Origin of the sequence: Marinospirillum insulare DSM 21763 (assembly GCF_000686905.1) — a bacterium.
In the GTDB taxonomy this organism is placed as follows: Bacteria; Pseudomonadota; Gammaproteobacteria; order Pseudomonadales; family Halomonadaceae; genus Marinospirillum; species Marinospirillum insulare.
In genome coordinates, this window is the sequence record NZ_JMLW01000004.1 from 150,355 (window position 1) to 171,511 (window position 21,157).

The window sequence follows — 21,157 nt, forward strand, 5'->3', positions numbered from 1 at the left end:
ACCTAAGCAGGCCGCTTAACTGATACTGATCAGCCAGGAGGCCAGCTCAAACTACGGCCAGCCAATACATGCATATGAATATGCCATACTGTTTGACCACCATCTTCATTACAGTTCATCACTGTGCGGTAACCCGCCTCAGCAAAACCTAATTCTTTAGCTAGCTTTGCAGCCACTACCTGTAAACGACCTGCTAAAGCCTCATCGCCATCTTTTAAGTCGTTCAAAGTAGTAATATGACGCTTAGGTATGACTAATAGATGATGCGGTGCCTTTGGGTCAATATCATTAAAGGCAATCACTTGATCGTCTTCAAAAACTACAGTTGCTGGCAACTCATGCTTAGCTATTTTACAAAAAATACAGTCTTGCATTGGACACCTCCAAGTTATTATTTTTTATTCAGTCGTCCTAACTTAGCTCACTTTAGCGTTCTAGGTACTTAAGCTTATCTGTTTTACCATCCCACTCTGCGGCATCAGGTAGTGGGTCTACCTGTTCAGATATATTAGGCCAAACCTCAGCTAACTCTGCATTTAACTCTATATAGTTTTTCATATTTGCAGGTAGTTCGTCCTCAGAGTAAATGGCATCTGCTGGGCATTCAGGCTCACACAAAGCACAGTCTATACATTCATCTGGGTGAATCACTAAAAAGTTAGGCCCCTCATAAAAACAGTCTACTGGGCAAACCTCTACACAATCTGTGTATTTACAGCGAATACAGTTCTCAGTTACTACAAAAGTCACCTGAGCCTCCTCAATTTAATAATTATAATGTTTTTAATCATCAACTAGTTTTTTAAAGCTGTAAAGCAGATCTAATGCCTGCTTAGGTGTTAAATCATCGGGTGTTATTTTGCGTAACTCATCTAGCAATGGATGAGACTCTACAGCAAACATATCAGCCTGTAAGGGTGGCAAATTCGCTTGCCGAGTGATTGGCTCCTTAACTTGTTGGCTTGGTACTTGTTGGCTTGCTGCTTGAGTCTCCAATGCTTCTAAGTCTTTTAGCTTTTGTTGTGCCCTAGCAATAACGTTATTAGGTACACCTGCCAAGCGTGCTACCTGCAAACCATAGCTTTGGCTGGCTGGCCCTGCTTCTACCTTATGCATAAAAACTAGGTAATCATCCTGCTCGCTAGCAGATAGATGCACATTAGCTACCTGGGGTAAGTCATCAGCTAAGCTAGTAAGTTCAAAATAGTGAGTAGCAAATAATGTCCAAGCGCCTAAAGCAGCCAGTTCTTCTGCGCTTGCCCAAGCCAAGGATAGACCATCAAAGGTACTGGTACCTCGGCCTACTTCATCCATTAACACTAAACTTTGTGACGTAGCATTATGGAGTATATTAGCCGTTTCAGTCATTTCCACCATAAAGGTTGAACGCCCTGAAGCTAGGTCGTCAGATGCACCTATACGGGTAAAAATACGGTCTATTGGTCCTATTTGTGCTGCATCGGCAGGTACGGCTGAACCAATGTATGCTAACAAAACGATTAAAGCGACTTGGCGCATAAAAGTTGATTTACCACCCATATTAGGGCCAGTAATTACCAACATTCTTGTAGCTGGGTCAAAGTTTAAGTCATTTGCCACAAAAGGATCAGTCACCACCTGCTCTACTACTGGATGCCGACCAGCAGTAATAGCAATACCTTCTTGCGTGCTTAATTCAGGCACACACCAGCATAAAGTTTCAGCCCTTTCTGCCAAATTATGCAGCACATCCAACTCTGCTAGTGCCATGGCTGTTTGCTGCAGACTAGCTAAATTTTCATTCAGCACATCTAGCAGCTCTTCATATAACTGCTTTTCACGGCTTAATGCACGACTTTGGCTAGAAAGCGCCTTATCTTCAAATACTTTTAACTCTGGGGTAATAAAACGCTCAGCATTTTTAAGCGTTTGGCGGCGCTGGTATTCAACCGGTGCTTTATCAGATTGCGCTCGGCTAATTTCAATAAAATAACCATGCACTCGGTTGTAACCTACTTTTAAAGTAGATAGCCCTGTGCGTTCTTTTTCTTGTTCTTCTAACTTTAATAAAAAACCACCCGCGTTTTCTCTTAAGTCCCTTAATTCATCTAGCTCAACATCATAGCCTGAAGCAATCACCCCCCCGTCACGAATAACCACTGGCGGATTTTCAATAAGAGCACGCGCTAGTTGGTCAGCTAACTCTGGCAAAGGTGCGAGTTGTTGGTTAATCGTTTTTAGCAGGGGTGCTTTTAAAGGGCTAATTTTTTGCTTTAATTCTGGCAAGCCAAGTAAAGCATCTTTTAGCTTAGCTAAATCACGCGGCCTAGCTGAGCGTAAGGCTATACGCGATAAAATACGTTCTAAATCACCAACGCTTTTAAGGTTGCTGTCTAACTCTAATTCAAACAAGTTGGCTTGTAATTCCTGCAAAGCAGTTTGGCGCTTTTGTAAAACAGCAAGATTGCGTAAAGGCCTATGCAACCAGCGGCGCAATAAACGCGAACCCATAGGTGTAGCTGTGGCATCTAGCACTTCCATTAGGGTATGGGTTTGCCCACCAGACAGGTTGGTATCTAGTTCTAGGTTACGTCGACTAGCCGCATCTAATAACAGAGCCTCATCTTCATTTTCAACCAATAAAGAGCGCAGGTGCGGTAAGGCAGATTTTTGGGTTTCCTGAACATAGTCCAACAAAGCGCCAGCAGCAGCTATGGCAGGATTTAACTCATCGCACCCAAAGCCACGCAAATCTTGCACAGCAAACTGCTGGCATAGCTTACGAACAGCGGTTTGTTTATCAAACTGCCAAGGTGGAATACGACGCAGACCTTTTAGGTTTTCCCATTCGGCAGGTAGTTGCGTTAACTCACCAACCAATAATTCTGAAGGGGCTAAACGCGCCAAGGTAGTTTCTAACTGAGTTTGACCTACCACCTCAGCCACCACAAAACGGCCACTGGCTAAATCTAAGTTAGCAACACCCCAAAGGGCTTCTTCGGGTTTTGAAGCATCACCCTGTGGATAAATTGCTACCAGCAGGTTGTCGCGCCGCTCATCCATTAAGGCTTCGTCAGTTAAAGTACCTGGAGTAATAATTCTGACTACTTTTCTTTCTACTGGCCCTTTACCCTCGCCTGCTTGCCCTACTTGTTCGCAGATAGCGACTGACTGACCTGCTTTCACTAAGCGTGCTAAGTAACCATCAGCTGAATGGTAAGGAATACCTGCCATGGGTATTGGGTTACCATCTGAAGATCCACGCTGGGTTAGCGTAATATCTAATAGGCGCGCACCTTCTTTAGCATCTTCAAAAAAAAGCTCGTAAAAATCACCCATTCGATAAAATAGTAGGGTAGTGGGGTAATCACGCTTAATGGTCAGAAACTGCCGCATCATCGGCGTATGGTTGGAAAATTCCGCGTCGCTCAAGCCTTAAAACTCCCAAATGCTCGAAGATAAAATTCGCCTCTATGATACCCGAGGCAGGAGTACGAATACAGGCTCAAGCTTTTTCCTCTGCTACTTCTGGGCGCTTGGCATAGTGTGCAGCTAACTGCGCACAAGCCATTAGCTGTATTTGGTGGAAGATCATTAAAGGCAACAACATAGGACCTAATAAAGCACCACTAAATAAAACCTGCGCCATAGGTACGCCGGTTGCCATGCTTTTTTTAGAAGCACAAAACACGATGGTAATTTCATCTGCTTTATTAAAACCTAGCCTGCGAGCTAGCCAAGCGGTTAAAAATAAAACTAGGGCTAACAGCACAGAGCAAGCCAAGGTTAACCACAAAAGCTTATTGAGTGGAACATCCTTCCACAAACCTGCCACCACTGAAGCACTAAAGGCGGTATAAACCACTAACAAAATAGACGTTTGATCGACTTTACTTAACCAGCTACGTTGCCCTGCTATCCACTCACCAATAAAAGGACGCAGCAAATGCCCAGTTACAAAAGGTACAAGCAACTGCAAGCTAATACTGATTAAGGTGTCTAAAAAAGAAAAGCTAGCACCCGAAGCCTCTAGGTCTAACAGAATTAAAACCAGCAAGGGCGTAACCAAAATACCTATAAGACTAGAAGCTGAAGCACTACATACAGCAGCGGCTAAGTTACCTCTTGCTAGTGCAGTAAAGGCAATGGCTGACTGTACCGTGCCAGGCAAGGCAGTAAGGTAGAGCATTCCCATGGCTAGTTCGTTACCTAGCAAAGGACGTAGCAGAGGCAGCATTAGCCAGCCTAGAAGTGGAAAAGCAATAAAAGTAAAACTAAAAACCAAACCGTGTAAACGCCAGTGCATAATGCCAGCTAAAATAGCCTGTCGAGACAAGCGTGCACCATGTAGAAAAAACAGCAAACCTATAGCAAAGCGAGTCAGCCAAGTCATTACTAGCTCAGCTTGCCCAACCGCAGGAACAAAAGTAGCCAGCAGCACCATACCCAAAAGCAGAAGCGTATAGTTATCAAAAAATCGCCTAAATACTTGCCACATGACCAACACCTTTATTTTAATTGTTACTCGTTATTTAAGAAAACAGCCGCTAAGCTATAAAAATAAGTTTTAGAATATACAGGAGAAGAAGCATGCTGACACGCCTAGCACTCGTTCAGAAGATTGCCGAGCAAGCAACAACAGCTAATTACCAGCTAGCTACAGCAGAATCTTGTACGGGTGGCGGTGTAGCCAAAGCACTCACTGAAATAGCAGGCAGCTCAGCTTGGTTTACTAGCGGTTTAGTCACCTATTCTAACCAAGCTAAAAAAAACCTTTTAAAGGTTGATGAAGCCAGCCTAGAAAAACATGGCGCGGTAAGCGAAGCTGTTGTAAAAGCCATGGTAAAAGGTGCTTGTAAACTAGCCAAAGCAGACTTAGCTGTTGCTATTAGTGGTGTTGCTGGCCCAGCTGGTGGCAGTGCCGAAAAGCCTGTAGGTACTGTTTGGCTAGCTTGGGGCAATACAGACAAACAGTTAGCAGAAGTTTTTCACTTTACAGGTGACCGTAGGCAGGTTAGAGAAGCCAGCATAGATAAGGCATTAGAAGGCTTGCTTGCTTGGCTTGAAAAAAGTGTATAAATCAGTTCTTGCCTTCCAGCAAAATACTGTTAACCTATACAGTAATTAACAAATTACTGAATTTTAATCGACTCTACCAATAGATCGCACAACAAGGATATTCTCTATGGCTTCTGATGAAAACCGCCAAAAAGCACTAAGCGCCGCACTAGGCCAAATTGAAAAGCAGTTTGGTAAGGGTGCAGTAATGCTTATGGGTGATCAACCCAGAGCTGCTATTCCATCTGTTTCAACTGGCTCTTTAGGTCTAGATATAGCCTTAGGTATAGGTGGCTTGCCCTTTGGTCGTGTTGTTGAAATATACGGTCCAGAATCTTCAGGTAAAACCACCTTAACCTTATCGGTTATAGCCCAAGCACAAAAAATGGGTAAAACCTGTGCCTTTATTGATGCTGAGCATGCACTTGACCCTATCTATGCTGAAAAGCTAGGTATTAACCTAGATGATATGCTGGTTTCTCAACCAGACAATGGTGAGCAAGCCCTAGAAATTACCGACTCCTTAGTTCGCTCAGGTGCAGTTGACGTCATAGTTGTAGACTCAGTAGCAGCCCTTACACCTCGCGCTGAAATTGAAGGTGAGATGGGTGACTCACACGTTGGTTTACAAGCACGTTTAATGTCTCAAGCCCTGCGTAAAATCACCGGCAACATTAAAAATGCCAACTGTTTGGTTATTTTCATCAACCAAATTCGTATGAAAATCGGCGTTATGTTTGGTAGCCCAGAAACCACTACTGGTGGTAACGCACTTAAATTCTATTCATCGGTACGTTTAGATATACGTCGTATTGGTGCTGTTAAGCAGGGTGATGAAGTTACGGGTAACGAAACACGCGTTAAAGTTGTTAAAAATAAAGTAGCTCCACCCTTCCGCCAAGCTGAGTTCCAAATTCTTTACGGCAAGGGTATTTACCATGCAGGCGAAGTGGTCGACCTAGGTGTGCAATGCAAGCTGGTAGAAAAAGCAGGTGCTTGGTATAGCTATCAAGGCACTAAAATTGGCCAGGGTAAAGCTAATGCAGCTCAGTACCTAGAAGATAATCCAGCCATTATGGAAGAAATTGAAGCGGGCGTACGCGATCAGCTACTAGCTAAATTTGACGAAAAAGCTGAAGCCAAAGAAGAAAAAGCTGCAGACTCCAAAAAAGCAGCTAAAGATGCACCCGAAGATCAACTACCGCCTTTAGACTAGGTTAAGTTAGTTTACTTATGCAGGATGATCTTGCCCTAGATTGGATTAAAGCCCGCCGCGAGCGGGCTTTTCGCTTATTAGCAGCGCGTGAACAAAGCCTGCATGAGCTACAAGAAAAACTACTTAAGCCCACCTCAGCAGAAACAGCCAACCCTGAAAAAACACCCAGCCAAGCAAAATGTACTGAGCTCATTGATCAGCTTATAGACTGGCTTTTAGAGCACGATTTACAAAGTGATGAACGGTTTATAGAAAGCCTAACCAACAAGTACCTACGCCAAGGTAAGGGCCCTCTTGCTCTTCAACAAGGTTATTGGAAGCACCAGCTAGATAAAGACCTAATTACCCAGCAACTTAAACGCTTAGAGCCACTTTGGTATGCACAGGTTATGCGAGTTAGAGAAAAGCGTTTTGGTCATCTAGCTCCAAGTGACCAACGTGAGGCAGCTAAAATGCAACGTTTTCTAGCTTCTCGCGGCTTCACGCCCGACCAAATTCGTCAGGCAGTATTTCTAGATTAAGCGAGGTTATCATTTTGCTACGAACTCCGTATAATAGTTGCCCAGCTTAACCCGGCAGCTTAATTAGCATACAGAGAGGCATCATGAAAAGTGCTGAAATTCGCGAGGCTTTCCTGAAGTTTTTTCAGTCCAAAGGCCATACTCTAGTTCCATCCAGCTCCCTTGTACCTCAGGATGACCCTACCCTGCTATTTACCAATGCGGGTATGAACCAGTTCAAGGACTGTTTTCTTGGGCATGAGCAGCGAGGCTATACTCGTGCCACCACCACTCAAAAATGTGTACGCGCTGGTGGTAAACATAATGATTTAGAAAATGTTGGTTATACCGCTCGTCACCACACCTTCTTTGAAATGCTAGGTAACTTTAGTTTTGGTGATTACTTCAAGCAAGATGCCATTACCTATGCTTGGGAATTTTTAACAGGTGTCGCTAAACTCCCAGCTGAAAAACTTTGGATAACAATTTACCACACTGACGATGAAGCCTTTGATATCTGGAATAAGTCAGTGGGTGTTCCTGCCGAGCGCATTATTCGTATTGGTGACCAAGACGGTATTGCTTATAACTCAGACAACTTTTGGGCTATGGGTGACACTGGCCCTTGTGGTCCTTGCACTGAAATTTTTTATGATCACGGCGAACACATTTGGGGTGGCTTGCCCGGTTCACCCGAAGAAGATGGCGACCGCTTTATAGAAATCTGGAACGTCGTTTTTATGCAGTTTAATCGTACTGCAGAAGGTGAAATGCTACCACTACCAGCACCTTCCGTTGATACGGGCATGGGGCTAGAAAGACTCGCTGCTGTTTTACAGGGCGTTCATGCTAACTATGAAATTGACCTTTTCCAAAATCTACTCCAAGCCTCCTCTATTGCTATAGGTTGTGAAAACACTGATCAACCTTCACTTCGCGTTGTTGCAGACCATATTCGCTCATGTAGCTTTTTAGTGGCTGATGGCGTACTACCTTCCAATGAAGGTCGAGGCTATGTGCTGCGTCGTATTATTCGTCGTGCCTGCCGCCACGGTCATAAACTAGGTGCTGAAGGTAGTTTCTTTTACAAAATTGTGGCTGCCTTAACTAAAGAAATGGGTGCTGCTTTTCCAGAACTAAAAGAAAAACAGGCTCAAATAGAAAAGGCCATTCAACACGAAGAAGAACAGTTTGCTAAAACCCTAGATCAAGGTATGAAAATTCTTGAGCAGGACTTAGCAGAACTTAAAGGCAAGGTTATTCCAGGCGAAGTTGCTTTTAAACTCTACGATACTTTTGGCTTCCCCTTAGATTTAACTGCTGATATTGCCCGTGAAAGAAACCTAGAAGTGGACGAAGCTGGCTTTGAAGAACAAATGCAAGCACAACGAGAGCGTGCACGTTCAGCGAGTAACTTTGGTCTAGATTACAACAGCATTATCAATATTGACCGACCAACCAGTTTTACTGGTTATAACCAAGCCAGTGACCAGGTAGAAGTGCTTGCCCTCTACCTAGATGGCAAACCAGTAGACCAATTAACTGAAGGCCAGCAAGGTATAGTTATTCTAGACACTACACCTTTTTACGCTGAGGCAGGTGGTCAGGTGGGCGATACGGGTCAACTGTTAGGTAAAACACAACGCTTTGACGTACAAGATACCACCAAGGCGGGTGAAGCTTATGCCCACCAAGGCTTAGTGGCTGAAGGCTCACTAAAAATCGGTGATCAACTGACTGCTCAGGTTGAACTGTCTATTCGAGAACCTACGCGCCGTAATCACTCAGCAACCCACTTATTGCATGCAGCTTTGCGCCAAGTGTTAGGTGAGAGTGTTCAGCAAAAAGGCTCGCTAGTTGACTCAGAAAGACTGCGCTTTGATTTTAGCCACAATGAAGCTGTCACACCTGAGCAGCTGGCTGAGGTCTCACGTCTAGTCAATGAACAAATTCTTGCTAACACCGCAGTTAAAACTGAATTACTTGATTTAGAAACCGCAAAAAAACGTGGCGCTATGGCATTATTTGGTGAAAAATACACCGAAGAAGTTCGCGTATTAAGCATGGGTACACCTACAGCTACTCAGCAAGGCGAGCAGAGCTTCTCTATTGAGCTTTGTGGCGGCTTACACGTTCTTCGTACAGGCGATATAGGTTTGTTTCACCTAACGTCTGAGTCGGGTGTTGCTGCCGGTGTACGTCGTATAGAAGGCATTACGGGTAAAGCGGCCCTTAACTTTTTGCAAGACCGAGAGCAGCAGTTATTAAAGGCTGCGAGTCAGCTTAAAGTAAAACCAGACCAGCTGATTGAGCGTTTAGAAACTAATCAAGAGCGTACGCGTCAGCTAGAAAAAGAGTTACAGCAGCTTAAGAAAAAACTAGCTTCGGGTGGTGGCGGTCTAGACCTAGCCAGTCAAGCTGAAGAGATAGCAGGCATAAAAGTTTTAGCCACTTTAATCGATGGTGCAGACGTTAAAACACTACGCGAAATTATGGACCAAATGAAACAAAAGCTAGAGCCCGCCGCTGTAGTTCTAGCTGCTGTTGAGGGTGACAAGGTTAGCTTGATTGCTGGCGTATCGGGTGCAGCTAAAGACTCAATTCATGCAGGCAAATTGGTTAATCATGTTGCTCAACAAGTCGGAGGCAAAGGCGGTGGTCGCCCCGACATGGCGCAGGCGGGTGGTACTCAACCCTCTAGCCTGCCCGCAGCCCTAGCTTCAGTTAAGGCTTGGGTTGCAGAACAACTGGGGTAGGATTAATTCCCTTACATAACCCAAAAGGATACCTATGGCACTTTATGTACAAAAGTTTGGCGGCACCTCAGTCGGTAGCGTTGAACGTATTAAAAAAGTAGCAGAGCGCGTCGGTCGCTTTCGTAAAGAAGGGCACGATGTTGTTGTAGTCCTGTCAGCTATGAGTGGCGAAACCAACCGCCTACTCGCTCTAGCTGAAGAAATTCATAAAACACCTTCACCGCGTGAGCTAGACATGCTTATTTCCACAGGTGAACAGGTGACTATTGCGCTTTTAGCTATGGCAATGGAGCAACAGGGCATACCTGCGACTTCTTATACCGGCGCACAGGTTGGCATAGTAACCGACAAGTCATACAACAAGGCGCGTATCAAAAAGATTGATACAGAATCGGTTAGCAGCGATTTAAAAGCTGGGCGTGTTGTAGTAGTTGCAGGCTTTCAGGGTGTTGATGAAGAAGGCAATATCACCACACTGGGCCGAGGCGGCTCAGACACAACGGCAGTTGCTTTGGCTGCAGCTCTAAAAGCTGATGAGTGTCAAATTTATACAGACGTTGATGGTGTATATACCGCTGACCCACGTATTTGCTCTAAGGCAAACCGTTTAGAAAAAATCACCGTAGAAGAAATGCTCGAGCTAGCCAGCCTAGGCTCTAAAATTCTACAAATTCGGGCGGTTGAATTTGCTGGTAAATACCAAGTACCCCTGCGTGTACTTTCTAGCTTTGAAGATAACGAAGGCCCAGGCACACTCATAGTTGCAGATAGCGAGGAGCAAAACTCGATGGAAGATCCACTAATTTCTGGTATCGCCCACCACACTAATGAAGCAAAAATCACTATTTTAGGTGCACCAGATATCCCAGGTGTTGCCGCTAAAATTCTTGGCCCCATTAGTGACGCCAACATTGAAGTCGATATGATCGTTCAAAATGTTTCACCTAATGGTGAGTCAACCGACTTCTCTTTTACAGTCGGTCGTGGTGACTATACAAAAGCTTATAGCTTGGTAGAAGAGTGCGTAGCTGAAATGGGCGCTGGCCGTATTCTTGGCGACAATGCTATGGCTAAAGTTTCACTGGTTGGCGTAGGTATGCGCTCTCATGCAGGTGTTGCTAGCCTAATGTTCAAAACCCTAGCAGAAAACAGTATTAACATTCGTATGGTATCTACTTCTGAAATTAAAATTTCGGTAGTGATCGACGAGAAGTTTACTGAGCTAGCAGTAAGAACACTTCACTCAGCATTTGGCTTAGATAAATCTGAGTAATCCTCTCCAATTAGGGATAATGACAGTAAGCCAAGGAAGGTTTCTATACTTATATAGAAAATTCATCTAACAAATAGTTAAAAATCATTTAACATTTTTATGCTATTGACCGATAATGAATAGGTCTGATAAGTGAACACTAGCCATCGGAGATGGTCTACACTTAAACCAGACTCATGGAATAAAGCACTAAAGCATTATTCTACGCCTGTTGAGATGTTATATCTGGACTGAATGATATGGAGATTCTACTATGCTGATTCTTACTCGCCGTGTTGGTGAAACACTTATGATTGGTGATGAAGTTACCGTTACTGTTCTAGGTGTTAAAGGTAATCAAGTTCGCATTGGTGTTAATGCACCTAAAGAAATTGCAGTACACCGCGAAGAAATTTACCAGCGAATCCAACGTGAAAAAGAGGAAGGTGGCGATCAAGGTAATTACTAAATTTCCTTTATTGACTGCTAACTGAAAAAACCGCAACTAACCTATCAGTATCTGAGTTAAGTTGCGGTTTTTTTGTCTAAATAAAATTTAAGTCTTTGCTTAAACAAGTTTTTTTCAGCAAAGGGTAGACAAAAAAATAACAGATGGTATTATGTGCGCCGTGTTGGAGAGGTGGCCGAGTGGCTGAAGGCGCGCCCCTGCTAAGGGCGTATGGGAGAAATCTCATCGAGGGTTCGAATCCCTCTCTCTCCGCCACAAATTTTAGATTAGTGTATTGAGTAATCCGCGCTCTTAGCTCAGCTGGATAGAGTACCTGGCTACGAACCAGGCGGTCGGAGGTTCGAATCCTCCAGAGCGCGCCAATACATAAACGTCTAAAGCTTGATATTAGTTAAATGCGCTCTTAGCTCAGCTGGATAGAGTACCTGGCTACGAACCAGGCGGTCGGAGGTTCGAATCCTCCAGAGCGCGCCAACTAAGACTCCACGCCCCCTTTGTTGCTAACCCTAACTTATTATTCACTCTAAGCTCACCAACAGCATCCCTGCTAACTTTCTTATTTAAATCGTCTACCCTCTAAAATTTCTTGCATTCTTGGTAGCATAATTAATTCTATGGCCAGTGGCATTTTTGCACCCGGAATCACCAAGGTATTAGGGCGAGACATAAAGCTATCTTTAATCATGGAAAGCAAATAAGGGAAGTCTGCTTTTTGAGGCCCACGAAAACGAATGACAACCAAACTTTCATCGGCTGTGGGCACACTGCTTATCACAAAAGGGTTAGAAGTATCTACAACGGGAACACGCTGAAAGTTAATATGAGTACGCGAAAATTGCGGCAGTATGTAACGCAGATAATCTTCCATTCTTGAATGAATAGTATCGATCACCGCCTCTTGAGAATAACCCCTTAGCTTAGTATCTCTTTCTATCTTTTGAATCCATTCCAAGTTAATCGAAGGCGCTACACCAATCAACAAATCAACATATTGGGCAATATTATAGCTTTCAGTTACCAAGCCACCATGCAGTCCTTCATATAGCAGCAGGTCTGTACCTTCAGCTAGTGTTTCCCAAGGGGTAAAAGTACCCACCTGATAACCCGCCTCTACCTGCTCCTTGTCTTCAGCATGAATGTACTGACGATACTCACCTGTACCACTAGCAGAGTAATCCTGAAATAGTTGATCGAGCTTATCGAGCAGGTTAGCTTCTAAAGCAAAGTGAGAAAACGACTGACGCTCTTCTGGGTGTGCTTCTAACAGCTTTTCTAGTTCATCTCGCGTATAACGATGAAAACTATCACCATGCACAAAAGCAGCATTCACCCCTTCACGAGCAAACATGCGCGCAAAAGCATCTTTAACCGTTGTAGTGCCAGCTCCCGACGAACCTGTCACAGCTATAATAGGGTATTCTCTCGCCATATTAAGGCCTTTTTGCTAATTGAATAAAGTTTTCAGGCACTGCTGCTGCTTTACGCGCTGTATAATCAAAAAACACCACGCCTACTTTTGCTACAGCCACTTCAACCCCTTCTTTACCTACGACACGATGATAGATTTCTGCACCCTTAGAGCCAATTTCACCTATAGCTAACTCAACTTGCAGCTGATCATCGTAAAAAGCTTCTGCACGGTAGTTAACTACCAACTCAGCTACGACCCAACCCAAAGATTTACCATCGACTGTAAGCTCTGTTAAGCCGTGTTCAGCTAACCAGCCGCAACGTGCATCGTGTAATAACGAAACTAAAGTATCGTGACCTAAGTGATTGCCATAGTTAATATCGCTAATGCGTAAACGCACTGGATGGCTGTAAATAGCAGGGGCTGGAAATTCCAAGGTAACTCTCGACATAAACTACTTCTCCTAAGAAAAAAAAGCCCAGCAAGAAACTGGGCTTATAAAGTTATAAGATTTGCTTTAAATTACTTATTAGCTTGTTCCCGAGCTATTGCACGGTAACCTATATCACGGCGGCTAAAACAGCCTTCCCAACTAATTTTGTCTAGGGCTTGGTAAGCTAAGTTTTGTGCTTGGGCCACAGTAGCGCCCAAAGCGGTTACACAAAGCACACGACCACCACTGGTCACTACTTCATCGCCCTGCATAGCAGTACCTGCATGAAACACCTTAACAGCTTCTTGCTCTTGTTGGGGTAAACCTGAAATCACCTGACCTTTCGTGTAATCATTAGGATAACCGCCAGCAGCTATTACCACACCTATGGCTGGGCGTTTATCCCATTCCGCTGTTACCTGATCCAGCTTTTTATCTAGGGCAGCCTGGCAAAGCTCCACTAGGTCAGACTTTAAACGTAGCAATATAGGTTGAGTTTCAGGGTCACCAAAACGGCAGTTGTATTCAATCACCTTAGGCGTGCCACTGGCATCAATCATTAAACCGGCATACAAAAAGCCCACATAGGTATTACCTTCAGCAGCCATACCTTTAACTGTTGGGTAAATAACCTCATTCATGGCTCGCTGATAAACTTCATCGGTAACAACAGGAGCAGGAGAGTAAGCACCCATACCACCTGTATTCGGGCCTGTATCACCATCACCTACCCGCTTATGATCTTGACTGGTTGCCATGGGCAATACATTTTCACCATCAACCATCACAATAAAACTGGCTTCTTCACCTTCTAAAAACTCTTCAATCACTACACGAGCGCCAGCCTCTCCAAAAGCATTGCCCGATAACATATCAATAATCGCGGCTTCGGCTTCTTCTAAGGTCATGGCAACAATAACGCCTTTACCTGCTGCCAAACCGTCTGCCTTAATAACAATAGGTGCGCCTTTTTCACGAACATAAGCTAACGCTTTATCTACTTGTGTAAATACACCATAAAACGCGGTTGGAATGTTATGACGTGCTAAAAAATCTTTAGTAAAAGCCTTAGAGCCTTCTAGCTGCGCCGCTCCTTTAGCAGGACCAAACACAGCTAAGCCTTCTTTTTCAAAGTAATCAACTATACCTTCAACCAAAGGCACTTCAGGGCCAATCAAGGTTAAGGCTACATTTTCAGCTTTAGCTAGGGCAGCCAAGCCTGCAAAGTCGAGAACATCTAAAGCGATATTGCGTAGTTTTGGTTCCAGCGCAGTACCTGCATTACCTGGCGCAACTAGCACCTCTGAAACACCTGCTGACTGAGCTGCTTTCCAAGCCAAGGCGTGCTCGCGTCCACCGCTGCCGACAACCAATAATTTCATGTATTTTACTTCCTATGCTTTGCTTAAGATTTAGGCCAAAAATAATTTTAAGCATTATACAGTTATTTTGCCCTAGGACTCTATTCAGCCCTAACAGGCAATAACAGCACTTTCAAACACCTGTATAAATTCAATACTATCAACCAAGATAAAAAAACAATTATAGAAAATATAACCAAACAACAAGATCAAACATCTTTTTCTTCTGCACAAAAGTAAAAACACGTTATATACCGCTAACGTATCGATCTAGACAGCAGACCATTGAAATGCTAGTAATCACCTGTGGAACTATACTGAGCAGTGATTTAGTACACCCAACCATGTTTACTCGGTTCGATTTTTCAAAAAATCAGCCTAAAAACTTACCCTAGGAAAACAATAAAATGAAAAAAACTTTTCAAAAAACTCTTCTTAGTGCAGCTGCTGCAGGCCTACTCCTAGGCAGCAGTTTCGCTAGCGCAGCCGATACAATAAAAATAGCTTTGGCTGGCCCAGTTTCTGGTCCTGTTGCTCAATACGGTGATATGCAGTTTACTGGCGCGCAAATGGCCATTAAACGCATCAATGCTAAGGGCGGTATTAACGGTAAGATGTTAGAGAGTGTTGTTTACGATGATGCTTGCGAACCACGTCAAGCCGTGACTGTAGCCAATCGAATTGTTAACGATAACATTAGCTTTGTTGTAGGCCACCTTTGTTCTGGCTCTACCCAGCCTGCAGCGGCAGTTTATGATGAAGAAGGCATTCTGATGATTACTGCGGCCTCAACCAGCCCAGAAATTACTCAGCTAGGCTACCGATCCATCTTCCGCACTATTGGCTTAGATACTATGCAAGGCCCTGTAGCTGGTGACTATATAGCAACTAAAATTAAGCCTAAAAAAATGGCTGTCTTACACGACAAGCAACAGTATGGCGAAGGTATTGCGCGTGCAGTGCATAAAACCGTAACTGACCAAGGCATCAACGTAGTTATGTTTGATGGTATTAATGCGGGTGACCGCGACTTTTCTGCAATTATTTCGCGCATGGTTCGTGAAGATGTAGATTTTGTTTACTATGGCGGCTACCACCCTGAATTAGGCTTAATGTTACGCCAAGCGAGTGAGCAAGGCTTAAAAGCACAATTTATGGGCCCTGAAGGTGTGGGTAACCCAGATATCACTGCTATTGCAGGTGAAGCTTCTGAAGGTCTACTGGTAACCCTGCCACCCGCTTTTGAACAAGATCCACGTAATGCCGATCTAGTTAAAGCCTTCCACGACAACAAAGAAGATCCTGCGGGTCCTTTTGTTATGCCTGCCTACACTGCGGTACAGCTTATGGCTGAAGGCATGATTGGCACTCAATCTGAAAACCCAGAAAAAGTGGCTGACTATCTGCGCAGTAATACTTTCACCACTCCCATTGGTCAAGTTCAATTCGATGAATATGGCGACCTAAAAGCCTTTAATTTTGTTGTATTTACTTGGCATGCTGACGCAACTCGTACTGAAGCACCTTAAGGGTTGCAGCTAATAACTTAAATATAAAAGCCCCAGCCTATTCTGGGGCTTTTCGGGTTATCGCCTGAAATTAAGCCGTGCTGAACTTACCACGAACAGCCTCGCGCATTACTAATGGTACCAACCATGAATGAATCAATTAGTTATTTTATACAGCAAGTCATTAACGGATTAACCGTAGGCAGCACCTACGCCCTCATAGCCATTGGCTACACTATGGTTTACGGCATCATTGGCATGATCAACTTCGCCCATGGCGAAATTTACATGATTGGCACTTACATTACTTTTATTGTTATTGCCGGCCTAACCCTTCTAGGTATAGAAAGTCTTCCTTTCATTTTAATCGCCGCCTTAATTATCAGCATGATGGTAGCAGGCGCTTATGGGTTTACTATCGAACGAGTTGCCTATCGACCCGTTCGCAACAGTAAACGCTTAATTGCGCTTATATCTGCAATAGGCATGTCTATATTTTTACAAAACTACATGCGTTTAGCTCAGGGCTCACGTGACTTAGCTTTGCACAGTGTTATTTCTGGCAGCTGGTCTTTGGGTACCGATGAATTCAGTGTCAACCTTGCCTATATGCAGCTTATTATTTTTGGTATCACACTTGTTTGCATGATTTTGCTAACCCTGTTTATTAGTCGATCAAGAGTAGGACGAGCCTGCCGCGCCTGCTCACAAGATGCAGGAATGACTAACCTGCTAGGTATAAATACCAACCACATGATTGCAGCTACTTTTGTTATAGGCGCTATGCTGGCTGCTGTCGCAGGCGTTTTACTAGGGCTTTATTATGGGGTAGTCAACCCAATGATAGGCTTTATTGCTGGACTAAAAGCCTTTACAGCTGCAGTGCTTGGCGGGATAGGCAGTATTCCTGGCGCAGTGTTGGGTGGGCTTATACTAGGCACTGCCGAAACCATGACAGGTGCTTATTTCTCTGCTCAGTATAAAGACGTGGTCGCTTTTTCTTTGCTCTGCTTAATTCTACTTTTCCGTCCTAGTGGTTTACTAGGCAAGCCAGAGGTTGAAAAAATCTAATGCCAAAAAAACCTCTCTTCGCTAACTTAACCTCAGCTTTTTTTGCTGCAGGCCTTACGCTTTTTCTTGGTGCTTCAGTGATGGGCTTACGCCTTAACTCTGAAGGCATTACCCTAGGTGTTGAACTCGCTAGCACTCAAACCTTTGTGGAACTAGGTCTAGCTGGCTTACTGGTCTTTCTTTTCCAGCTTTTCCGCGACCACCTTCCTAAACTCAGTAGCAATACCAGTGCCAAACTAGCCATCCCCTCTTTTTTGCGTACCGACAAGCAACAACGCTTATGGTTAATGCTAACCCTAGGGGCACTACTCTTATTCCCTTTCACTACAGGTCGCAGCAATATCGACCTAGCAACCCTAGTGCTTATTTACATTATGTTAGCTATAGGGCTCAACATAGTGGTTGGTTTGGCAGGCTTGTTAGATTTAGGCTACGTAGGGTTTTACGCTGTAGGTGCTTATACCTACGGTCTGCTTTACACCTATTTCGGATTTAGCTTTTGGCAAGCCTTGCCGGTGGCTGGCCTATTTGCAGCCATTACTGGCTGGCTGCTTGGTTATCCTGTGCTCAGGCTCAGGGGGGACTATTTAGCCATAGTAACCCTAGGCTTTGGTGAAATAATTAGGCTACTACTCAACAACCTTACTGAGTTAACGGGTGGCCCTAATGGTGTTAGCCGCATTCCTAAGCCCACACTCTTTGGCTTAGAGTTTTCCCGTCGTGGCGATAACACCTTCCATGAATTTTTTGGTATTGCTTACGATCCAGTGCATCGGGTTATTTTTCTTTATATTCTAGCCTTATTGCTTGTCATACTTTCTATCTACGTAGTACGCCGATTAATAAGAATGCCCATAGGCCGAGCTTGGGAAGCCTTGCGCGAAGATGAAATTGCCTGTCGTTCCTTAGGCATGAGCCCCACCAATATTAAGCTTTCTGCCTTTACTATTGGGGCGACCTTTGCTGGTTTTGCGGGTGCTTTTTTTGCCACTAGGCAAAGTTTTATTAGCCCAGAATCTTTTGCTTTTATTGAGTCTGCCATTATTCTTGCCATAGTTGTCTTAGGTGGCATGGGTTCTCAACTAGGCGTTGTGCTGGCAGCCATAGCTATGGTGCTACTGCCCGAGTTAGCCAGAGAGTTTAATGAATACCGTATGCTGCTCTTTGGTTTAATGATGGTGCTTATGATGATTTGGCGTCCTCAAGGGTTATTGCCGGCCAAGCGCCCGCATCGCGAACTAAAAACTACTAACGCAGAGGTAAAATAAATGACTCAACCTTTGCTAGAAGTAAAAGACCTAGTTATGCGCTTTGGAGGTCTAAGGGCGGTTAATCAGGTTTCTTTGGATGTACAGGAAGGGCAAATAGTTTCGCTAATTGGCCCCAATGGTGCAGGTAAAACCACTGTATTCAACTGCATTAGTGGCTTTTACAAACCATCCGCTGGCGAAGTAATTTTTAAAGGTAAACCCATGCACCGGCTACCTGGGCACCTAATTGCTCGGCATGGCATGGTTCGCACCTTTCAAAACATTCGCCTATTCAAAGAAATGACAGTGCTAGAAAACCTGCTAGTAGCCCAACACATGCAAGCAGAAAGAAACCTATTAAAAGGTTTATTGAACCTGACTGGCTACCAATCCAAAGAGCAAGAACTAGAAGACAGATCAGCTGAGTGGCTTGAAAGGGTTAACTTAATCGAATTTGCTAACCGTGAGGCAGGAACCCTTGCTTATGGTCAACAAAGGCGCTTAGAAATTGCTCGCTGCATGGTAACTCAGCCCACTTTGCTCATGCTAGATGAACCAGCAGCAGGGCTTAACCCACAAGAAACTCAAGACCTAGATCAGTTAATTATGGAGTTACGCGATAAGTACAAGGTAACCCTGCTTTTAATTGAGCATGATATGAAACTGGTCATGGGTATTTCTGATCAAATAGTGGTTATCAATCAGGGTGCACCCTTAGCCAAGGGTACACCGGCAGAAATTCTTGGTAACCAAGATGTTATTAAAGCCTACCTAGGGGAAGAGTAATGCTGCAGCTAGAAGATGTTCACACTCACTATGGCGCAGTACACGCTTTAAAGGGCGTTTCTCTTGATGTAAAAAAAGGAGAAATAGTCACCCTTATTGGTGCCAATGGTGCAGGTAAAAGTACCTTAATGATGACCATTTGTGGTGACCCTAAAGCAAGCCAAGGTCGAATAACCTTTCAAGGTGAAGACATTACCCATACGCCAACCAATAAAATTATGCGTAACGGTTTATCTGTTGTTCCTGAAGGTCGGCGTGTTTTTACAGGTATGACTGTAGAAGAAAACTTAGCCATGGGTGCTTACTTTCAAAGTAAAGACATTAAGGAGCAGCAAGAAGAAAGGGTTCTTAACCTTTTTCCACGATTAAAAGAACGCTTTCATCAGCGTGCTGGCACTATGTCGGGTGGTGAGCAGCAAATGCTAGCCATAGGTCGTGGGTTAATGGATGAGCCCGAGCTACTCTTGCTAGATGAACCTTCCTTAGGTCTAGCACCTATAATAATTAGCCAAATCTTTGAAATCATTCAACAGTTACGTGAAACAGGCACGACCATCTTCTTGGTTGAGCAAAATGCTTTAAAGGCACTCGCTATTGCCGACCGAGGTTACGTTTTAGAACACGGAAAACTGGTTATGCAAGACACAGGCAAAAATCTTTTAGCCAACGAGGATGTTAAAAAAGCCTATTTAGGTGGTTAAACCAAGTTTTTCACTATAAAAAAGCCAAAAAACAAGTTTTTTGGCTTTTTTTTGATTTCGGGTTTGACGCTTATTGTGCAGTGCACTATATTAAACACACTTGTTGCGGTGCAGCAAAGTAAATGAAGTATTATGTAATTTAAAGGAGTCGCACCATGTTCCAGAAATTTATGACTGATATGCAAACCATGATGAAGCCCTACCAAGAAAGCCTGAACGGTAAGCAGTTTCAGCCTATTTCTAACCTAATGGTTATTCAAGCAAAAGCACTAGAGAAGCTTGGTAGCGAACAAACACGTTTTTACACCGAGTGTGTAGAAGCAGTTTCTAAGCAAGTTGAAAACACCAGTAAAACTACTGATGCGGCCAAACTACAAGAAGCTCAGTTTAATTTTGCACAAGATTTACAAAACCGTGTTGGTCGTTTATTCAAAACCAATATGGACATAATGACTGAAGCACGTGAAAGTGCTACAGCTGAAGTTGAAACACTTAAAACTCAGGCTAAGCCAGCTAAATAAGCCTAGTTTTTAAAAAGTTTAGCAGCCGTACTTCAGCAAATTCCCTCTGCCTGATACAACGCGCTGTTATTTTTGCCCGGCCACTTGGCCGGGTTTTTTATTCGCTACTTTTACTTGTCATCGGTTTTTTTATCTTCAGGCGTTTTATCAACGACAGAACGACCCAAGCTTCCACCCGCCAAACTTTTCCATAGCAAAAGATTTTGTTCAGCAACCTTGCGCATAACATCCATAGGACTAGCTGCTTGCATAGGGTTAGCTTTAATAGCTTGTTGCATTTGCTCACGCAGCAATTTTTGTTGCTCCATAAAAATATTAACGCTTTGCTCTAAGTAACCACTCATAGAGCCTTGCATTGAGTCTCCATAAAAGCGTATTAGCTGCTGCAAAACCTTGTTACTAAACATAGGACGGCCTTTTTCATCGCCTCCCTGGTTCTCTTGCTCAGTAATGATCTGCAATAAAATATTGCGCGTTAAGTCCTCACCGCTTTTTGAATCTTCAACATAAAAATTTTCCTGATCTACAATCAGCTTCCGAATATCCTCTAGCGTCACATAGCGGCTTTCTGAGGTATCATAGAGGCGTCGGTTGGCATATTTACGAATGGCTCGCAAAGGTTACTCCTTATATAAAGCTTGCTAAAACACAAAGACCTACTTAATTTTGAACTTACCCTAACAGCACCAATGGCTTAGATACTTACTCAGACCATTTAGTTACTATTATTGTATAACTCTTAGCCAGACTAAGAAAAAGCACTAGGAGAGCATGTATGTTAATTAAAATTCACCTGGATTCAACTCTCAAGTGCAACTCATTAAACTAGGATTGGATGGCAAGCTGCTGTAGCATCTTATGCTTTTCAATCGACCAAGAATGAGA

General features: G+C 43.8%; 20 protein-coding genes and 3 tRNA genes. 15 read left to right on the forward strand and 8 right to left on the reverse strand.

Annotation, left to right across the window (positions count from 1 at the left end; genetic code table 11):
• Positions 1–29: 29 nt before the first annotated feature.
• The 4 genes from BP27_RS0102280 to BP27_RS0102295 all read right to left on the reverse strand — a co-directional run bounded on the left by BP27_RS0102280 (position 30) and on the right by BP27_RS0102295 (position 4,477).
• Positions 30–374 (reverse strand): histidine triad nucleotide-binding protein, encoded by a 345-nt coding sequence (locus BP27_RS0102280; RefSeq protein ID WP_027850166.1) that lies wholly within the window; start codon positions 372–374, stop codon positions 30–32.
• Positions 375–426: 52 nt separating this feature from the next.
• A complete protein-coding gene (gene fdxA, locus BP27_RS0102285; RefSeq protein ID WP_027850167.1) occupies positions 427–750 on the reverse strand; it encodes a ferredoxin FdxA in 324 nt (107 codons plus the stop codon).
• A gap of 33 nt (positions 751–783) precedes the next feature.
• Positions 784–3,411 (reverse strand): DNA mismatch repair protein MutS, encoded by a 2,628-nt coding sequence (gene mutS / locus BP27_RS0102290; RefSeq protein WP_027850168.1) that lies wholly within the window; start codon positions 3,409–3,411, stop codon positions 784–786.
• Between the two features lie 73 nt (positions 3,412–3,484).
• Positions 3,485–4,477, reverse strand: coding sequence for a bile acid:sodium symporter family protein (locus BP27_RS0102295; RefSeq protein WP_027850169.1), 993 nt, complete (start codon positions 4,475–4,477; stop codon positions 3,485–3,487).
• A gap of 92 nt (positions 4,478–4,569) precedes the next feature.
• Between BP27_RS0102295 and BP27_RS0102300 the strand changes: the two genes are divergently transcribed.
• The 9 genes from BP27_RS0102300 (at position 4,570) to BP27_RS0102340 (ending at position 11,704) form a co-directional block, all read left to right on the forward strand.
• Positions 4,570–5,058, forward strand: coding sequence for a CinA family protein (locus tag BP27_RS0102300; protein WP_036239115.1), 489 nt, complete (start codon positions 4,570–4,572; stop codon positions 5,056–5,058).
• A 106-nt stretch (positions 5,059–5,164) separates the two neighbouring features.
• Entirely contained in the window at positions 5,165–6,253 is a 1,089-nt protein-coding gene (gene recA / locus BP27_RS0102305) for a recombinase RecA (protein ID WP_027850171.1), read from the forward strand.
• A 17-nt stretch (positions 6,254–6,270) separates the two neighbouring features.
• Positions 6,271–6,774 carry a regulatory protein RecX gene (locus tag BP27_RS0102310; RefSeq protein WP_027850172.1) on the forward strand — a complete coding sequence of 168 codons (504 nt, stop codon included), beginning with the start codon at positions 6,271–6,273 and terminating at the stop codon, positions 6,772–6,774.
• Between the two features lie 83 nt (positions 6,775–6,857).
• Positions 6,858–9,509 carry an alanine--tRNA ligase gene (gene alaS, locus BP27_RS0102315; protein ID WP_027850173.1) on the forward strand — a complete coding sequence of 884 codons (2,652 nt, stop codon included), beginning with the start codon at positions 6,858–6,860 and terminating at the stop codon, positions 9,507–9,509.
• A 34-nt stretch (positions 9,510–9,543) separates the two neighbouring features.
• Positions 9,544–10,782 (forward strand): aspartate kinase, encoded by a 1,239-nt coding sequence (locus BP27_RS0102320; protein ID WP_027850174.1) that lies wholly within the window; start codon positions 9,544–9,546, stop codon positions 10,780–10,782.
• Between the two features lie 253 nt (positions 10,783–11,035).
• On the forward strand, positions 11,036–11,230 hold the full coding sequence (gene csrA / locus BP27_RS0102325) for a carbon storage regulator CsrA (RefSeq protein WP_027850175.1): 195 nt from the start codon (positions 11,036–11,038) through the stop codon (positions 11,228–11,230).
• Positions 11,231–11,395: 165 nt separating this feature from the next.
• Positions 11,396–11,485, forward strand: a tRNA-Ser gene (locus BP27_RS0102330).
• A 30-nt stretch (positions 11,486–11,515) separates the two neighbouring features.
• Positions 11,516–11,592: transfer RNA gene (locus tag BP27_RS0102335), tRNA-Arg, on the forward strand.
• A gap of 35 nt (positions 11,593–11,627) precedes the next feature.
• Positions 11,628–11,704 (forward strand) — tRNA-Arg (locus BP27_RS0102340).
• Between the two features lie 82 nt (positions 11,705–11,786).
• Here the strand turns inward: BP27_RS0102340 and BP27_RS0102345 are convergent.
• The 3 genes from BP27_RS0102345 to purD all read right to left on the reverse strand — a co-directional run bounded on the left by BP27_RS0102345 (position 11,787) and on the right by purD (position 14,456).
• Entirely contained in the window at positions 11,787–12,659 is an 873-nt protein-coding gene (locus BP27_RS0102345) for a phosphoribulokinase (protein ID WP_027850176.1), read from the reverse strand.
• 1 nt (position 12,660) lies between these two features.
• Entirely contained in the window at positions 12,661–13,092 is a 432-nt protein-coding gene (locus BP27_RS0102350) for an acyl-CoA thioesterase (protein ID WP_027850177.1), read from the reverse strand.
• Positions 13,093–13,163: 71 nt separating this feature from the next.
• Entirely contained in the window at positions 13,164–14,456 is a 1,293-nt protein-coding gene (purD, locus tag BP27_RS0102355) for a phosphoribosylamine--glycine ligase (protein WP_027850178.1), read from the reverse strand.
• 386 nt (positions 14,457–14,842) lie between these two features.
• On the opposite strand from purD, the gene BP27_RS0102360 reads away from it, so the two are divergent.
• From BP27_RS0102360 to BP27_RS0102385, 6 genes are all read left to right on the forward strand, one after another.
• The gene (locus tag BP27_RS0102360; RefSeq protein WP_027850179.1) at positions 14,843–15,964 is read left to right on the forward strand and encodes a branched-chain amino acid ABC transporter substrate-binding protein; all 1,122 of its coding nucleotides are present in this window, start codon (positions 14,843–14,845) and stop codon (positions 15,962–15,964) included.
• Positions 15,965–16,090: 126 nt separating this feature from the next.
• On the forward strand, positions 16,091–17,014 hold the full coding sequence (livH, locus tag BP27_RS0102365) for a high-affinity branched-chain amino acid ABC transporter permease LivH (RefSeq protein WP_027850180.1): 924 nt from the start codon (positions 16,091–16,093) through the stop codon (positions 17,012–17,014).
• Positions 17,014–18,282: a high-affinity branched-chain amino acid ABC transporter permease LivM gene (livM, locus tag BP27_RS0102370; RefSeq protein WP_027850181.1), complete on the forward strand. Its 1,269-nt coding sequence runs from the start codon at positions 17,014–17,016 to the stop codon at positions 18,280–18,282. Before livH ends, livM begins: the two co-directional genes overlap by 1 nt.
• The gene (livG, locus tag BP27_RS0102375) at positions 18,283–19,050 is read left to right on the forward strand and encodes a high-affinity branched-chain amino acid ABC transporter ATP-binding protein LivG (protein WP_027850182.1); all 768 of its coding nucleotides are present in this window, start codon (positions 18,283–18,285) and stop codon (positions 19,048–19,050) included. It abuts the gene before it with no gap.
• Entirely contained in the window at positions 19,050–19,751 is a 702-nt protein-coding gene (locus tag BP27_RS0102380; protein WP_027850183.1) for an ABC transporter ATP-binding protein, read from the forward strand. The genes livG and BP27_RS0102380 overlap by 1 nt, the downstream gene beginning before the upstream one ends.
• Positions 19,752–19,906: 155 nt before the next feature.
• Complete coding sequence (locus BP27_RS0102385; protein ID WP_027850184.1) at positions 19,907–20,272, forward strand: phasin family protein; 366 nt, start codon at positions 19,907–19,909, stop codon at positions 20,270–20,272.
• 110 nt (positions 20,273–20,382) lie between these two features.
• Here the strand turns inward: BP27_RS0102385 and phaR are convergent, their stop codons facing one another.
• On the reverse strand, positions 20,383–20,889 hold the full coding sequence (gene phaR / locus BP27_RS0102390) for a polyhydroxyalkanoate synthesis repressor PhaR (protein WP_027850185.1): 507 nt from the start codon (positions 20,887–20,889) through the stop codon (positions 20,383–20,385).
• Between the last annotated feature and the right edge of the window lie 268 nt (positions 20,890–21,157).